Source organism: Streptomyces sp. NPDC004658, assembly GCF_040609555.1.
GTDB lineage: Bacteria > Actinomycetota > Actinomycetes > Streptomycetales > Streptomycetaceae > Streptomyces.
In genome coordinates this window covers 71,849-86,927 of sequence record NZ_JBEXKG010000001.1, presented here as the reverse complement: position 1 = coordinate 86,927, position 15,079 = coordinate 71,849, and the positions used below count along the sequence as shown (strand labels likewise).

At 69.9% G+C, this 15,079-nt stretch carries 11 protein-coding genes; 1 reads left to right on the top strand and 10 read right to left on the bottom strand.

The annotated features are described in order from the left end of the window. Window positions 1-11 precede the first annotated feature (11 nt). The 7 genes from trxA to ABZV94_RS00360 form a co-directional block, all read right to left on the bottom strand. Window positions 12-344, bottom strand: coding sequence for a thioredoxin (trxA, locus tag ABZV94_RS00390; protein WP_356335619.1), 333 nt, complete (start codon window positions 342-344; stop codon window positions 12-14). Between the two features lie 48 nt (window positions 345-392). After that, window positions 393-1,361, bottom strand: coding sequence for a thioredoxin-disulfide reductase (gene trxB, locus ABZV94_RS00385; protein ID WP_356335617.1), 969 nt, complete (start codon window positions 1,359-1,361; stop codon window positions 393-395). Window positions 1,362-1,514: 153 nt separating this feature from the next. Further along, a complete protein-coding gene (locus ABZV94_RS00380) occupies window positions 1,515-2,444 on the bottom strand; it encodes a zf-HC2 domain-containing protein (protein WP_356335614.1) in 930 nt (309 codons plus the stop codon). Further along, window positions 2,441-3,190 (bottom strand): RNA polymerase sigma factor SigM, encoded by a 750-nt coding sequence (sigM, locus tag ABZV94_RS00375; RefSeq protein WP_356335612.1) that lies wholly within the window; start codon window positions 3,188-3,190, stop codon window positions 2,441-2,443. The genes ABZV94_RS00380 and sigM overlap by 4 nt, the downstream gene beginning before the upstream one ends. A 26-nt stretch (window positions 3,191-3,216) precedes the next feature. Continuing rightward, complete coding sequence (locus tag ABZV94_RS00370; RefSeq protein WP_356335610.1) at window positions 3,217-4,938, bottom strand: protein kinase family protein; 1,722 nt, start codon at window positions 4,936-4,938, stop codon at window positions 3,217-3,219. Window positions 4,939-5,056: 118 nt separating this feature from the next. Beyond that, entirely contained in the window at window positions 5,057-7,432 is a 2,376-nt protein-coding gene (murJ, locus tag ABZV94_RS00365) for a murein biosynthesis integral membrane protein MurJ (RefSeq protein WP_356335608.1), read from the bottom strand. A 45-nt stretch (window positions 7,433-7,477) separates the two neighbouring features. Then, on the bottom strand, window positions 7,478-9,850 hold the full coding sequence (locus tag ABZV94_RS00360; RefSeq protein WP_356335606.1) for a DUF6049 family protein: 2,373 nt from the start codon (window positions 9,848-9,850) through the stop codon (window positions 7,478-7,480). A 256-nt stretch (window positions 9,851-10,106) separates the two neighbouring features. Between ABZV94_RS00360 and ABZV94_RS00355 the strand changes: the two genes are divergently transcribed. Then, window positions 10,107-11,549 (top strand): CCA tRNA nucleotidyltransferase, encoded by a 1,443-nt coding sequence (locus tag ABZV94_RS00355; protein ID WP_356335603.1) that lies wholly within the window; start codon window positions 10,107-10,109, stop codon window positions 11,547-11,549. 91 nt (window positions 11,550-11,640) lie between these two features. Here the strand turns inward: ABZV94_RS00355 and ABZV94_RS00350 are convergent, their stop codons facing one another. The 3 genes from ABZV94_RS00350 to ABZV94_RS00340 form a co-directional block, all read right to left on the bottom strand. Further along, complete coding sequence (locus tag ABZV94_RS00350; RefSeq protein ID WP_356335601.1) at window positions 11,641-12,903, bottom strand: MFS transporter; 1,263 nt, start codon at window positions 12,901-12,903, stop codon at window positions 11,641-11,643. A gap of 101 nt (window positions 12,904-13,004) precedes the next feature. Next, window positions 13,005-14,087: an inositol-3-phosphate synthase gene (locus tag ABZV94_RS00345; RefSeq protein WP_356335599.1), complete on the bottom strand. Its 1,083-nt coding sequence runs from the start codon at window positions 14,085-14,087 to the stop codon at window positions 13,005-13,007. A gap of 43 nt (window positions 14,088-14,130) precedes the next feature. After that, window positions 14,131-14,814, bottom strand: coding sequence for a PadR family transcriptional regulator (locus tag ABZV94_RS00340; RefSeq protein WP_356335597.1), 684 nt, complete (start codon window positions 14,812-14,814; stop codon window positions 14,131-14,133). Between the last annotated feature and the right edge of the window lie 265 nt (window positions 14,815-15,079).

Below are 15,079 nucleotides of genomic sequence, written 5' to 3'. Positions count from 1 at the left end.
CACGTGAAACGTCACTTGGTGATGAACTCTTCGAGGTCGCGGAGGAGCGCGGCCTTGGGCTTGGCGCCGACGATGGTCTTGGCAACCTCGCCGCCCTGGTAGACGTTCAGGGTCGGGATGGACATGACGCCGTACTTGGCGGCCGTGCCCGGGTTCTCGTCGATGTTCAGCTTGACGATCTCGATCTTGTCGCCGTGCTCGGCGGCGATCGCCTCAAGAGACGGGGCGATCTGACGGCACGGGCCGCACCACTCCGCCCAGAAGTCCACGAGGACGGGCTTGTCGCTCTTGAGGACCTCCTGATCGAAGGAGTCGTCGGTCACAGTCTTCAGGTTGCCGGCCACGGTGGGCTCCTTACCTTGGTCGTGCGGTGGGGTGAGGGAGAGGGAAGGTCAGACGGCGGTCTTCTCGGGTTCCGCCTTCTCCTCGTCCGCGAGGGCGGCGAGGAAGCGCTCGGCGTCCAGGGCGGCGGAGCAGCCGGTCCCGGCCGCGGTGATCGCCTGGCGGTAGGTGTGGTCCACCACGTCACCGGCGGCGAAGACACCGGTCACGTTGGTGCGGGTGGACGGGGAGTCGACCTTCAGGTAGCCCTCCTCGTCCAGGTCCAGCTGGCCCTTGAACAGCTCGGTGCGCGGGTCGTGGCCGATGGCGATGAACAGACCCGTCACGGGCAGCTCGGACAGCTCGCCGGTCTTGACGTTGCGCAGCTTCAGGCCGGAGAGCTTCTGGTCGCCCTGGATCTCGGCGACCTCGCTGTCCCAGACGAACTTGATCTTCGGGTCACCGAAGGCGCGCTCCTGCATCGCCTTGGAGGCGCGCAGGGTGTCCCGGCGGTGGACGATCGTCACGGACTTGGCGAACCGCGAGAGGAAGGTGGCCTCCTCCATCGCGGTGTCACCGCCGCCGATCACGGCGATGTCGTGGTCCTTGAAGAAGAACCCGTCACAGGTGGCGCACCAGGAGACGCCGCGGCCGGAGAGCGTGTCCTCGTTCGGCAGGCCCAGCTTGCGGTGCTGGGAGCCCGTGGTGACGATGACGGCCTTCGCGCGGTGGACCGTGCCCGCGGTGTCGGTGACCGTCTTGATCTCACCGGTCAGGTCGACGGAGACGACGTCGTCCGGAATCAGCTCGGCACCGAATCGCTCGGCCTGGGCGCGCATGTTGTCCATGAGCTCGGGGCCCATGATGCCGTCGCGGAAGCCAGGGAAGTTCTCCACCTCGGTGGTGTTCATCAGCGCGCCACCCGCGGTGACGGCGCCTTCGAACACCAGGGGCTTCAGCGACGCACGGGCGGTGTAGAGCGCCGCCGTGTAGCCTGCGGGCCCGGAGCCGATGATGATCACGTTACGGACGTCGCTCACGGCTTGATTCCTCGTCTCTGGTCTGCGTCAGTCGACCGGCGGGAGCCCCTTTCGGGACTCTCACCCCACCCAACGGATCCTACGGGGCGCGCATTCCCGGTGTGTTCCGGCACACGCGCGCCCAGGAACGGCCGAAGGAGTGTTCCAGCCGACTCAGTGACGCGCGACGGACTGTTTCAGCAGGACCGTGCCGGCCGACGCCGTCTGCTGGTGTACACAGGCCGCGTCGACCACATAGGCGGTGACCCGATTGGAGTCGTGTGCGTCGGCGACGACAACGAGGTAGGCAGCCTTCCCCGCGTACGTTCCCGTCTTGGCGCCCAGGACGTCGGCGCTCTGGTTGAGCGCGTGCCGGACACAGTCGGGGACGGGAACCTCGGTCTGGAGCAGAGTGTTGGGGCCCTCGGTGGAGCCCTGCGTGGCCGACCCGCCGTCGCCGCCCAGACGAGGCTTGACACTGTCCGGCGGCAGACCCTTCTTGGTCGCGAGGAGGGCGTGCACCTGGTTCTGCACGCTGTCGCCGGAGAAGGTCTGCGCGGAGGCGGTCGGTGTCCCATGGGCGGTCGTGTGGTCGCTGGTGCCCCCGAGCGACGTCACGATCAGGCCCCCGGCGCCCAGCACAGCGGCGGTGAGAACGGCCCCCAGGACGAGCCGGCCGCGGCGCCGCCCGCGCTGGGGTCCCTTGCGTCCAGGCCCGGCCCCCGCGCGCGGGCGTCCCGCCGGGCGGTCGGCGGGGTGATCAGCGGCAGTGAGAGGGGGGTGCGCACCGGGGCGGGCGGCGGAGGGCGATGTTTCACGTGAAACATCGCCTGCCGTGCCTTCATCGCCTGCGCTCAGTGGTGCCTCGGCTGCCAGAGCGGCGCCGATGCGCACGACCACATCGTCAGGCATGGGCTCGGGCGGCGGCACGGACCCCATGAGGTCCCGGATCTCCTCCAGCGACGTGTAGACGTCCGTGCACGCCTCGCACCCGTCCAGATGGCGCCGTACATCGCTGCTGCGGTCCGGCGGAAGGAGGCCCTCGGTGAGGTCGGAGATCTCCGCGACGTCCGGGTGCCCGGCCGTGTCTGTCGTGGTACTCACGCTCGCCCACCTCCGCCCTTCACTACGGCTGAATCACTCGATCCCGGGTTCTTGGCAGGTCCGCTCGGTGACCCCGGTGCCGGTGGGACGGATGACCCCTGCCCACGGTTCCGTTCCGGGCCGGGCTCTTTCCTGTGTCCGGCACCGGCCGAGCGTGGCTCAGGGGTGCCTTCGGGTCGTAGGTGCGTGAGCAGCGGCAGCAGCCTGGCCCTGCCCCGGGCGCACCGGCTTTTCACCGTTCCCGTCGGGACATCGAGGATCCGGGCGGCCTCCGCCACGGGGTAGCCCTGCATGTCCACCAGGACCAGAGCGGCCCGCTGCTCCGGCGGAAGGGTGCCGAGCGCTTCGAGGAGCTGGCGGTGCACGTCCTTGCGCTCGGCCGGTGCGGAGGCGGACTCGTACGGCTCCAGCAGCTGCTCCAGCCGTTCGGTGTCGTCGACCGGAGCCGTCTTGCGTGAGGCCGCCTTACGCGCCCGGTCCAGGCAGGCGTTCACCGTGATCCGGTGCAGCCATGTCGTGACGGCCGACTGTCCCCGGAAGGTGTGTGCGGCCCGGTAGGCGGACACCAGGGCGTCCTGGACCGCGTCAGCGGCCTCCTCGCGGTCCCCCAGGGTGCGCAGGGCGACCGCCCAGAGCCGGTCCCGGTGGCGTCGCACGATCTCACCGAAGGCATCGGGGTCGCCTTCCACGTGGCGGGCGAGCAGGTCGCGGTCGCCCACTCCGTCATATCCGGCGCCCTCCGTCATCTGCCCCCTCCGGTCCGGGTGAGACGTCAGCCCGTGAACTTCACTTCGCCGATGGCCTGCTTGTAGCCGGCACTGGCGTACAGGGTGGAGTCGTACCCCGAGTTCGGCACGGCCGTCAGCCAGACGAGAACGTACTGCGTCTTGACCGACTTGGTGACCTTCACCGTGGCCGTGGTGCCCGTCGTCGTGACGCTGCCGAGCTTCGTCATGGAATCCAGCGAGGCCGGCGACAGCGAGTCCGCGGCGTACAGCTCGACCGTCGTGTGGTCACCGCCGTAGCGGAGGTCGATGGTGGCCGTGCTGAGCTTCTGGGCCGAGCCGAGGTCGTACACGATGCCGACGCCCGGCTTGAACGGCGCGATCGTCGGGCCTTCGTTGAAGCTCTTGGTCTTCCAGTACGTCGAGGCGTCGCCGTCGTAGGTCTTGGAGACGTTGCCGGGGCTCTGGGCGTCGCCCTTGGCGACGAACTCCTGGCCGTTCTGGATCTTTATCGGAGTCGGCTTCGGCTTCACGGCGTTCTTGTCGCCGCCGTCCGTCGTCTGGCTCTTGTTGGTGTCGTCCGATTTCCCGCCCCGGTCCATCAGAGCGTCCGCCAGCTGCCAGCTGCCCAGACCCAGGGCGGCGATCAGCAGGGCCGACACCGCCCACTTCAGGGCCTTCCCGGTACGGCTCTGCAGCGGCGGCGGAGGGGGAGCGATCGGCTGCGTGGCCCCCGGGTGCGGTGCGGGGCGGCCGTAGGTGCCCTGCTGGTAGGTCGTGCGCTGGTACTCCGGCGGGGCCGTGAACGCCGGCTCGGGCGGGCGGATGCGCGGCATCTCACCGATCGCCTTCACCAGCTCCTCCGGCGTGGTGCAGGGAGTCTCGTGACGCGACGCCGTGGCACCGTCGTTGACGAGGGCGCGCATGGCGAGTTCGGACAGGCCGCGGTGCACACCGGCCCGCACCTGGTCCGGCGGGATGAGGCCGATGTCCTTGGGGAGACCGGACAGACCGTAGGCGTCGCTCTCGTAGGGCCAGCGTTGGGTCAGCGCCGCGTACAGCAGGGCGCCGATCGCCTCGGTGTCGGTGCGCTGCGGGGTGTCGGAGCTGATGCCGCGCAACGCGGCGTTCACGGCGAGACCACGGATGCGCCACTGGCCGGTGGAGGCGCGCAGCACGGCGTTCGGGTTCAGCCGCAGATGGGCCAGACCCTCCCGGTGAGCGGCGGCCATGGCGGAGGCGACCTGACTGACCATCTGATAGGCGTCGTGGGGCTCCAGGGGGCCGACGGCGAGCAGCGTGGACAGCTCGGTGGCGTCGGGCAGCCACTCGTGGACGACGTAGACGAGGTCATTCTCCTCGACGGCGTCGAGGACCTGGACGAAGCGCGGATCGCCGAGGAGGGCCGAGGACCGGGCGGCGGCGAGGACGGAGCGGGCCCGAGTGTGATCCGCGGGCAGTACATGGACGCCGACGGCACGACGGAGTTTCTCGTCGACCGCACGCCAACTGCTGAATCCGTCCAGACGGGTGACGCACTCCTCCAGCCGGTAGCGTCTGGCGAGCTTGTGACCGCTGTGCAACTCCGGAGGTGAGGCCTTCCGTCCGGGACCTTCGGTACTGCCGCTCCCCTGTGCCTCGTCGCTGTCCGTGTCCCGCTCCGGGTTCTTGGCCACCCCGTCGGCCGTGGACTGGTCCGCCTTGGCGGTCAGCGGCTGCTCGCCGCTGTTGTCTGCCACGTCGACGGCAGCCGTGCTCCGTTCCGCCACCGTCGTCCCTGCCTCCCCATCCGTTGCACGCTGTCCGACGCCGAAACCAATTGTGCCCACAGTCCGCCGCTATGCACGACACACAGCAGCGGACGATGGTTGTGCGCCTACCCCCGCCTCAACGCCCCAGACGCCCGCGCACCATACCGACGAGCGAGTTGAGTTCCTCGATGCGCATCCGCCGCGCGGCGACGAAGAAGACGCCGAACAGAACGACGCCACCGGCGAGCAGCGCGGCGAAGGAGCCGACGACGCCCAGGCCCAGGGTGTGTCCGATGCCGTAGCAGGCGGCGCCGCTGAGCAGGGCCGCCGGAACCGAGGCGATACCCAGCCGCGCGTACGTGCGCAGCACCCGGGAGCCGTCCAGGTCCCCGCCCAGCCGCTTGCGCAGCCGGCGCCAGGCGACGCCCACCCCGATGGCGTAGGCGAGGCCGTAGGCGGCGGCCATGCCGGCGACGGCCCAGCGCGCCGGCAGCAGGAAGTAGCACAGGGCCGAGGCGCCGGCGTTGACCACGGCCACGATGACCGTGTTGTAGAAGGGCGTGCGGGTGTCCTCGTAGGCGTAGAAGGCGCGCAGGACGACGTACTGCACGGAGTAGGGGATCAGACCGAGGGCGAAGGCCATCAGCATGTAGCCCATGTTGGTGGCCGCGCCGGTGCCGGCGGAGCCGAAGATCAGCGTGCACATCGGGATGCCGAGCGAGACGAACCCGAAGGCGATCGGCACGATGGCGACCGCGGTGGTGCGCAGTCCCTGGGAGATGTCGTCGCGGACGGCGCCCGCGTCGCCCTCGGCGGCCGAGCGCGAGATGCGCGGCAGCAGGGCGGCCATCAGGGAGACGGTGATGATGGCCTGGGGCAGGCCCCAGATCAGCTGGGCGTTGGCGTAGGCGGCGAAGCCGGCGCCCTTGACCCCGGAGTCCTTGCCGGCGGCGGTGGACAGCTGGGTCACGACCATGGCGCCCGCCTGGTTGGCGAGGACGAACAGGACCGTCCACTTGGCGAGCATCGCGGCCTTGCCCAGGCCGTGGCCCTTCCAGTCGAACCGCAGCCGGACCCGGAAGCCGGTCTCGCGCAGGTAGGGGATCATCGCCAGGGCCTGGACGACCAGGCCGAGCAGCACACCGACGCCGAGGAGACGCTGGCCCTCCGGCGGGATGGTGGTGACGTCCATGTGGGAGTTGGCGGCCGTGCCGTAGACCCAGATGAACATGCCGAGCGTCACGATGATGACGATGTTGTTCAGGACCGGCGTCCACATCATCGCGCCGAACTTCCCGCGGGCGTTGAGGATCTGACCCATCACCACGTGGATGCCCATGAAGAAGATCGAGGGCAGGAAGTAGCGGGTGAAGGTGACCGCGACGTCGTTCGCCGCCGGATTGCTGGCCACGGGGTTGGCGAGCATCCGCACCAGGAGGGGCGCGGCGAACATCGCGAGCCCGGTCAGGGCGGCGAGGGCCACCATCACGAGGGTCAGCAGCCGGTTCGCGAAGGCCTCGCCGCCGTCCTCGTCCTCCTTCATGGAGCGGACCAGCTGGGGCACGAACACGGAGTTCAGGCCGCCGCCGACGGTGAGGATGTAGATCATCGTCGGCAGCTGGTAGGCCACCTGGAAGGAGTCGGCGAGGAAGCCGAGGCCCAGCGCGGCGGCGATCAGCGCGGAGCGGATGAAGCCGGTGAGGCGGGAGACCATCGTGCCCGCCGCCATCACCGCACTGGACTTCAGCAGCCCGGCGGCCCGGCCGCCCTTCTTGGCGGGCGCGGCCGTGTCACCGGCCGTGGTGGCTTCCGGCTCGACGGTCACGGGCGGCCCCGCGGGGTCGGGAGCGGCCGCCGGGGCGGGCACGTGGGACTGTGCCGCGTAGCCGGCGGCGGACGGACCGGCCGGGTACCCGGCGCCGGCGTACGGGTGGCCCTGCTGCGGGCCGTGACCGGGTGACGGCGGGTACTGGCCGACGCTGCCGTGCCCGCTCCCCGGCATGGCGGCGGATCCCGGAACGGCCGGGGGGTCCATGGGCGCGTGGCCGCCGCTGTGCTGCTGGTCCTTGAAGAGGTGCGCGAAGGCGTCCGGCTCGTGGTACTCCTCACCGGAGTGCGTGACCAGATCGTCCACGCCCACGAACTGGGTCGTGCGCGGGTCCTCGCCGTACGGCAGGTACGGGGCCGCGCTCCCCGGCTCCGGCGCCGGGGTCTGCGCCCACACGTTCGGGTCGGGCGCATAGGGCGACTGGGCGGGCGGGGCGTACAGCGGCTGCTGCGGCTCGTACGTGCCCGGGGGCGGTGGCGGGTGCGCCGCCCGGTCGTACAGCGCCTCGGCGACCGGGTCCTGGGCCGCCAGGTCGTGCGCCCGGTAGGGGTCCTGCTCGTAGGCGTCCTGGAGGTACATGTCCGCCGCTTGCTGCGGCGGCACCTGGCCGGGCTCGGGCGGCGGCTCGGGGTAGCCCGAGCCGGCCGCGTCCTGACCGCGGTCACCGTCGTACGGCGCGTTCATGCTTACCCCACCTCATCGTCCCGGGCCCACCGGCCACGACATCGCTCAACGGTCCACTCTCTCACCCGTCCCGGACGGGTCGGCGCTTTCCGGTGCGGTGTCCGGCGCAGGGTCACTCGGCTGCTCCGGGTCGTCTGCCCGTGAGGTGGAGTCGGACTCCTCCGGGAGACGGTCGCCGGGCGCTTCCGGGTTCCCGGGCTCGCCCGCGTCCTCCTCCGCCGTGCCGGGGCCGTCCTCGTCGGCCTGCCGGGCGGCAGCGCGCTTGCGCTGGGTGTACATCCGGAAGCCGGCGAGCACCAGGAGCAGGACGCCGCCGCCGATGACCAGCATCACGGTGGGCGTGACCTCGGTGACCTTCACGTCGAAGCTGACGGGGTCGCCGTACTCCCGGCCGTCCTCGGTGTACAGCTGGGCGATGACCGTGACCCGGCCGTTGGCGTTGGCCGAGGTGGTGAACTTCACCGACTGGCTGTGCCCGCCGGAGACCTCGACGGGCTGCTCCTGGTAGGCCTTGCCGCCGATCTTCAGACGGGTCGGCATGCTCGACCTGAGGCGCAGCACCAGGTGGCCCACGGGCTGCACCAGGTTGTTCTGGACGGTCACCGGGATGGTGGCGCTGCGGCCCGAGAGCTTGGTCTCGGACTTGTCGATCAGCTTGACCTGCTCGGTCAGGTCGTCGAGCCAGGCCTCCACGCCGCCGCGATAGCTGTCCGCCGCACCGTCCCGGCCCCGCCAGGACGTGGACATCTCGCGGTTTATGGCCCGCCCGAACGGAGTGACCACACGGGACTGGTCGGAGAGGATCACCCGGAAGTTGTCGAGCTTGTCCTGGGTGCGGGCGATCTGTTCGAAGACCTCCTTCGGCAGCTCCTGATGGCGCAGCGAGGAGGGGTAGACGGACGTCGGCGGGATGCGCGTGGTGGCGCCCGGGTCGGGCTTGTCCTTGGCCGCCGCGGAGAGGTCCTGGGACTGGGACCAGGTGCCGCCCTGGAGCGCCTTCAGCGCCGTCGCCATCGCCTGCGCCTGGCTCGCCGCGGGCATGCGCTGCGGGGCGACGACGATGCTGCGCTGCTTGTCCGTCTGTGCGTTCAGCGCCAGGCTCTGGGCGAGGAACCGCTGTACGGCGAGGGTGGCCGAGCCCGCCTTCGTGAGGTCGCCCTCGAACGCCGTGGACAGCCGGGCGTCGGCGACCACCGCCGTGGTGCCTCCGCCGACCGGGCGCGCGGCGGACGGCGTGTACGGCAGCCCACCGGTCTCCTGGAGGCTGTCGCTGCGGGCGATCACCCGGTCCGCCCCGGCGGAGGTCGCGACCTTCATGATCGACGGATCCACGGCACCGTTCACCGGCCACGCGAAGTCGGTGCTCGGTGTGACGTGGAGCACGGTCTTCACGGTGATCGCGGCGACGTCGGTGGCGTCCTTGAGGTGGCTGAGCGAGCCGGTGACGCTGGTGCCGTTGTGCGCCAGGGAGGCCAGGTCCGGGTCGGCGAACGGCAGGGCGACGACTTCCTTGCCGGCCACGGCCTTCTGCAGGGCCGCCAGCCACTGCTTGGCCACCGCCTGGTGCTCCCTGGAGCCGGGCGTGCTGGTGCCGTCGGCGCCCTGGAGCCGGTAGTTGCCGGCGGCCATGGCATCGACCGAGGCGAGCAGGTCCGGATCGATCACCCAGGTGACGTCGAGGTCCTTGCCCAGGTCCACCATCTGGGCCAGCCGGCCGCCGGGGGCCAGTTCCTTGGCCAGGTCGTCGTCGAGGAACTCCGGCGTCTGCAGCTCGCCCGCGCCCGTCTTCGCCGTCATGTGGACCGTGGAGATCAGCGGCCACAGGAACGTCGTCTTCGTCTTGGTGTCGGGCTCCGACGGCTGCCACGGCAGGAACGTCCGCTGGATGCCGAGCACCTGGTCCCAGGCCTGGGCGGAGGTCTGACCGGACAGGGTGACCCCGAACTCGTAGACCCCGTCGTCACCGAGGTCGAGCTTGTCCACGGGCACGGAGATCGTGAAGTGCTCGGCGACCCCCGGGGTCAGCTTGTCGAACTTCTCCTCGTACTTGTCACCGACCTCCGTGCCGGCGCTGCTCTGTGGTTCGTCGGAGTGCCGGGCGACGGAATCGATCTCCGAGCGGGTGGTCAGCCGGGGGCCCACCCGCAGACCGACATGGGCGTCGGTGACGGCCTGCTTGCCGTTGTTGGTCACCGTGCCCGACACGGTCAGCGTGTCGCCGTCCGTGGGGGCGCTGGGGCTGAGCGAGTCCAGGGAGACGGACACCGGGTCGGAGGATGCCGCCTGCGCGGGCCCGGCGGCGGGCAGCTGGAGCAGACCGGCCAGCAATGGGGCCCCGGCGAGCAGTGCTCCGGCGCGCCGCAGCCACCGGCGGGCAGGTGAGGCACTGGTCCCCTGGAAGTCAGCCGCCTCGGCCACGCGCTCGCCCGTCCCTCGTCGTCGTCAGTGGTCGTCGGAATGTGCGTCCACGCATGGTAACGATGCGCGCCGAAGGTAAGTGCCGCGGTCTCCTTCACAAGATCGAAGAACAACCGTGACCCGTCCCCTATGGCCAGTATCGAGGGGGGAGCGGCCGTACGCCGCAAGAGCAGCGCTTGCACCGGTATGCCAGGAGCTGTCCGCCCCGTCTTATGGGGGCGCCTCTGGCGGCGCGGGGCACGTACCCTCTTCTGTTGTGCCGAACCCCAACGAAGACACTCCCTCTGCCCTGAGCCAGGCGCAGCAGCGCGCGGTCGCCGAGCTGCTGCGGGTGGCCCCCGTCGCCGACGACCTCGCCCGCCGATTCCAGGACGCGGGCTTCTCCCTCGCCCTGGTCGGCGGATCGGTTCGCGACGCGCTGCTCGGCCGGCTCGGCAACGACCTGGACTTCACCACCGACGCCCGCCCCGAGGACGTACTGAAGATCGTCCGGCCCTGGGCGGACGCCGTCTGGGAGGTGGGCATCGCCTTCGGCACGGTCGGCGCGCACAAGGACGGTTACCAGATCGAGATCACCACCTATCGGTCCGAGGCCTACGACCGCACCTCGCGCAAGCCGGAGGTGTCCTACGGCGACTCCATCGAGGAGGACCTGGTCCGTCGGGACTTCACCGTCAACGCGATGGCCGTGGCACTGCCGGAGAAGGAGTTCATCGACCCGCACGGCGGACTCGAGGATCTCGCGGCGCGGGTCCTGCGGACGCCGGGCACTCCTGAGGAGTCGTTCTCGGACGACCCCCTGCGCATGATGCGGGCCGCCCGCTTCGCCGCCCAGCTGGAGTTCGAGGTCGCCCCCGAGGTCGTCACCGCCATGACGGAGATGGCCGGACGGATCGAGATCGTCTCGGCCGAGCGGGTCCGGGACGAACTGAACAAGCTCATCCTCTCCGCGCACCCGCGCAGGGGTCTGACCCTGCTCGTCGACACCGGGCTCGCGGGGCACGTCCTGCCCGAGCTGCCTGCGCTGCGGCTGGAGAGGGACGAGCACCACCGGCACAAGGACGTCTACGAGCACACGCTGATTGTCCTGGAGCAGGCGATCGCGCTGGAACAGGACGGCCCGGACCTCACCCTCCGCCTGGCCGCGCTGCTGCACGACATCGGCAAGCCGCGCACCCGCCGCTTCGAGAAGGACGGCCGGGTCTCCTTCCACCACCACGAGGTGGTCGGCGCCAAGATGACCAAGAAGCGCATGACAGCCCTGAAGTACTCGAACGAGCTGGTGAAGGACGTCTCACGGCTGGTGGAGCTCCACCTGCGCTTCCACGGCTACGGAACAGGGGAGTGGACGGACTCGGCGGTGCGCCGGTACGTCCGTGACGCGGGCCCGCTGCTGGACCGCCTGCACAAGCTGACCCGCTCCGACTGCACCACACGCAACAAGCGCAAGGCGGTGGCACTGTCCCGGGCCTATGACGGGCTGGAGGAGCGCATCGCTCAGCTTCAGGAGCAGGAGGAGCTGGACGCGATCCGCCCGGACCTCGACGGCAACCAGATCATGGACATCCTGGGGATCGGCCCCGGCCCGGCCGTCGGCAAGGCGTACAAGCACATGCTGGAGCTGCGCCTGGAGAACGGTCCGATGGAGTACGACGCCGCGGTGGCGGCGCTCAAGCAGTGGTGGGCCGAGCAGAGCTGAGACGGACCGGGCGATGTTTCACGTGAAACAGCCGCCTGCGACACCGAGACGAGGGGCGATGTTTCACGTGAAACATCGCCCCTCGTTCCGTCTACCGGCGCATGAAGCGGACCAGCCCGGCAGTGACCACGCCATAGATGACGGCGACGAGTATCACCAGTACTGCCGAGCGGCCGTCCGGTGGAAGCATCAGGGCCGCTACTCCGGCCGCACCGACGAAGGCGACGTTGAAGAGCACGTCGTACACCGAGAAGACACGGCCACGGAAGCCGTCCTCGACACAGGACTGGACGATCGTGTCCGTGGCGATCTTGGCGCCTTGGGTGATCAGGCCCAGAACGAACGCCGCGGCCATGAGTGGTCCGGTGGCGAAGGGCAGGCCCAGGGCGGGTTCCAGCACCATGGCAGCGCCGGAGCACACTGCGATCCAGCGGATGGGGCCGAGCCGCCCCGCCGCCCACGGCGTCACCACGGCCGCCGCGAAGAATCCCGCACCGGACAGGGCCAGCGCCACCCCGAGCAGTCGCAGCCCCTCCTCGGGTCCGTCGGCCAAGGCGTACCGGCAGAGCATGAGCAGCAGGACGAGGAGGGCGCCGTAGCAGAAGCGCATCAGCGTCATCGCGCCCAGAGCCCAGGCCGCTTCCCTGCGTCCGGGCGTGGCCAGGTGACGGATGGCCGCCAGCAACTCGCGCGCCGTCGTGGCGAGCGCCGCGCCGAGGCGGGGCCGGGCCGGATGGCGGTCGGGCCCGAGCAGGCCGGGTGCCAGACGGAGGGACGCGAGACTCGCGCACAAGTAGAGGACGGCGCCGAGCAGGACCACCGCCGCGTCGGAGTCCGAGGCCACGATCCGCACCCCGAAGGCCAGGGCTCCACCAGCGGTCGCGGCGAGGGTGCCGGCGGTCGGGGAGAGCGAGTTGGCCAGCACCAGGCGATCGGTGTCGACGACCCGTGGCAGGGCGGCGGACAGCCCGGCGAGGACGAAGCGGTTGACGGCCGTCACACACAACGCGGACACGTAGAAGAGCCAGTCGGGAGTGGGGCCGAGCATCAGCGTGGCGGTGGCCGCGGCCAGCAGGGCGCGCAGCAGATTGCCGAACACGAAGACCTGCCGGCGGCGCCAGCGGTCCAGCAGGACACCGGCGAAGGGGCCGACCAGTGAGTAGGGGAGCAGCAGGACCGCCATCGCGGAGGCGATCGCGGTGGCCGATGTCTGCTTCTCCGGGGAGAAGACGACGTACGCGGCGAGCGCGACCTGGTAGACGCCGTCGGCCCCCTGGGACAGGAGGCGGACGTACAGCAGGCGCCGGAAGTTTCCCAGGCGCAGCAGGACGCGCAGGTCACGGACGACGGGCATGGATCACACCCTCACACATGCGGAAGGTCCCCGGGTCGCGGGACCCGGGGACCTTCACAGCCCTGGCAGGAGCGTTCTCGGTGCGAGCGGCGCCGGGCGCCTTAGCGCTCGACCTCGCCGCGGATGAACTTCTCGACGTTCTCGCGGGCCTCGTCGTCGAAGTACTGGACCGGCGGGGACTTCATGAAGTACGAGGAGGCGGACAGGATCGGGCCACCGATGCCGCGGTCCTTGGCGATCTTCGCGGCGCGCAGGGCGTCGATGATGACGCCGGCGGAGTTCGGGGAGTCCCAGACCTCCAGCTTGTACTCCAGGTTCAGCGGGACGTCACCGAAGGCGCGGCCCTCCAGGCGGACGTATGCCCACTTGCGGTCGTCCAGCCAGGCCACGTAGTCGGACGGGCCGATGTGGACGTTCTTCTCGCCGAGGTCCCGGTCGGGGATCTGGGAGGTGACGGCCTGCGTCTTGGAGATCTTCTTGGACTCCAGGCGCTCGCGCTCGAGCATGTTCTTGAAGTCCATGTTGCCGCCGACGTTCAGCTGCATCGTGCGGTCGAGGATGACACCGCGGTCCTCGAACAGCTTCGCCATGACGCGGTGCGTGATGGTGGCGCCGACCTGGGACTTGATGTCGTCACCGACGATCGGCACACCGGCCTCGGTGAACTTGTCCGCCCACTCCTTGGTGCCGGCGATGAAGACCGGGAGGGCGTTGACGAAGGCGACCTTGGCGTCGATGGCGCACTGGGCGTAGAACTTCGCCGCGTCCTCGGAACCGACGGGCAGGTAGCAGACCAGGACGTCGACCTGCTTGTCCTTCAGCACCTGGACGACGTCGACCGGCTCGGCGTCCGACTCCTCGATGGTGGCGCGGTAGTACTTGCCGAGGCCGTCGAGGGTGTGGCCGCGCTGGACGGTGACACCGGTGGTGGGCACGTCGCAGATCTTGATGGTGTTGTTCTCGGAGGCGCCGATGGCGTCCGCGAGGTCGAGGCCGACCTTCTTGGCGTCGACGTCGAAGGCGGCGACGAACTCGATGTCGCGGACGTGGTAGTCACCGAACTGCACGTGCATCAGGCCGGGGACCTTGGACGCCGGGTCGGCGTCCTTGTAGTACTCGACTCCCTGCACCAGCGACGCGGCGCAGTTGCCCACGCCGACGATGGCTACGCGAACCGAACCCATTCCGGTTGCTCCCTGTGTGTACGAGTGAGGCCCCGACTGGGACTCACGTGGCGGTGTCGTCGGGCGTATCCGTCCCAGGGGCGTCCCCGGGACGGGGCAGGCCGCCCGTCGATCCAGTGGTGGTGTCCTGCTGAGCGGACCCCCCGGACGCGGAACCTCTCAGGTCCCGCCCGGCCCGCTCGCTCTCGATGAGCTCGTTCAGCCAGCGCACTTCGCGCTCCACGGACTCCATCCCGTGGCGCTGGAGCTCAAGTGTGTAGTCGTCGAGGCGCTCCCGCGTGCGTGCCAGGGAGGTGCGCATCTTCTCCAGGCGCTCCTCCAGGCGGCTCCGCCGGCCCTCCAGGACGCGCATGCGCACATCGCGCGAGGTCTGCCCGAAGAAGGCGAACCGTGCGGCGAAGTGCTCGTCCTCGTACGCGTCGGGGCCGGTCTGCGAGAGCAGCTCCTCGAAGTGCTCCTTGCCTTCCGCCGTCAGCCGATAAACGATCTTGGCGCGGCGTCCGGCGAGGGGAGCGGCGAGTGCGTCGTCGTGGGTGTTTCCGGGTTCCTCGATCAGCCACCCGTTGGCGACCAGCGTCTTGAGGCAGGGGTACAGCGTCCCGTAGCTGAACGCGCGGAACACACCCAGTGACGTGTTGAGTCGCTTGCGCAGCTCGTAGCCGTGCATCGGGGACTCCCGGAGCAGACCGAGCACGGCGAACTCGAGGATGCCGGAGCGCCGGCTCATGGTCGCCTCCTCTCGGTCCCGCAGGTCCGTCCCGCAGGTCTCGCACTGCCTGGCAGCGTCTTTATCTCGTGCTGATGTATCGACTCGATACATCACGACGATAGAACGGCCTACCGCACGCGACAAGAGGGGCAGTGGTGAACGGGATCACATCACCGATTCGTACGAGGCAACTTGCCTGGTTTGGGGTGAACTTCGGAACTCGGCGCGTTTTGGTGGTGCGTAGTCTGTGCGGCATGCACACCACCGGGAACCGCGTGATGCC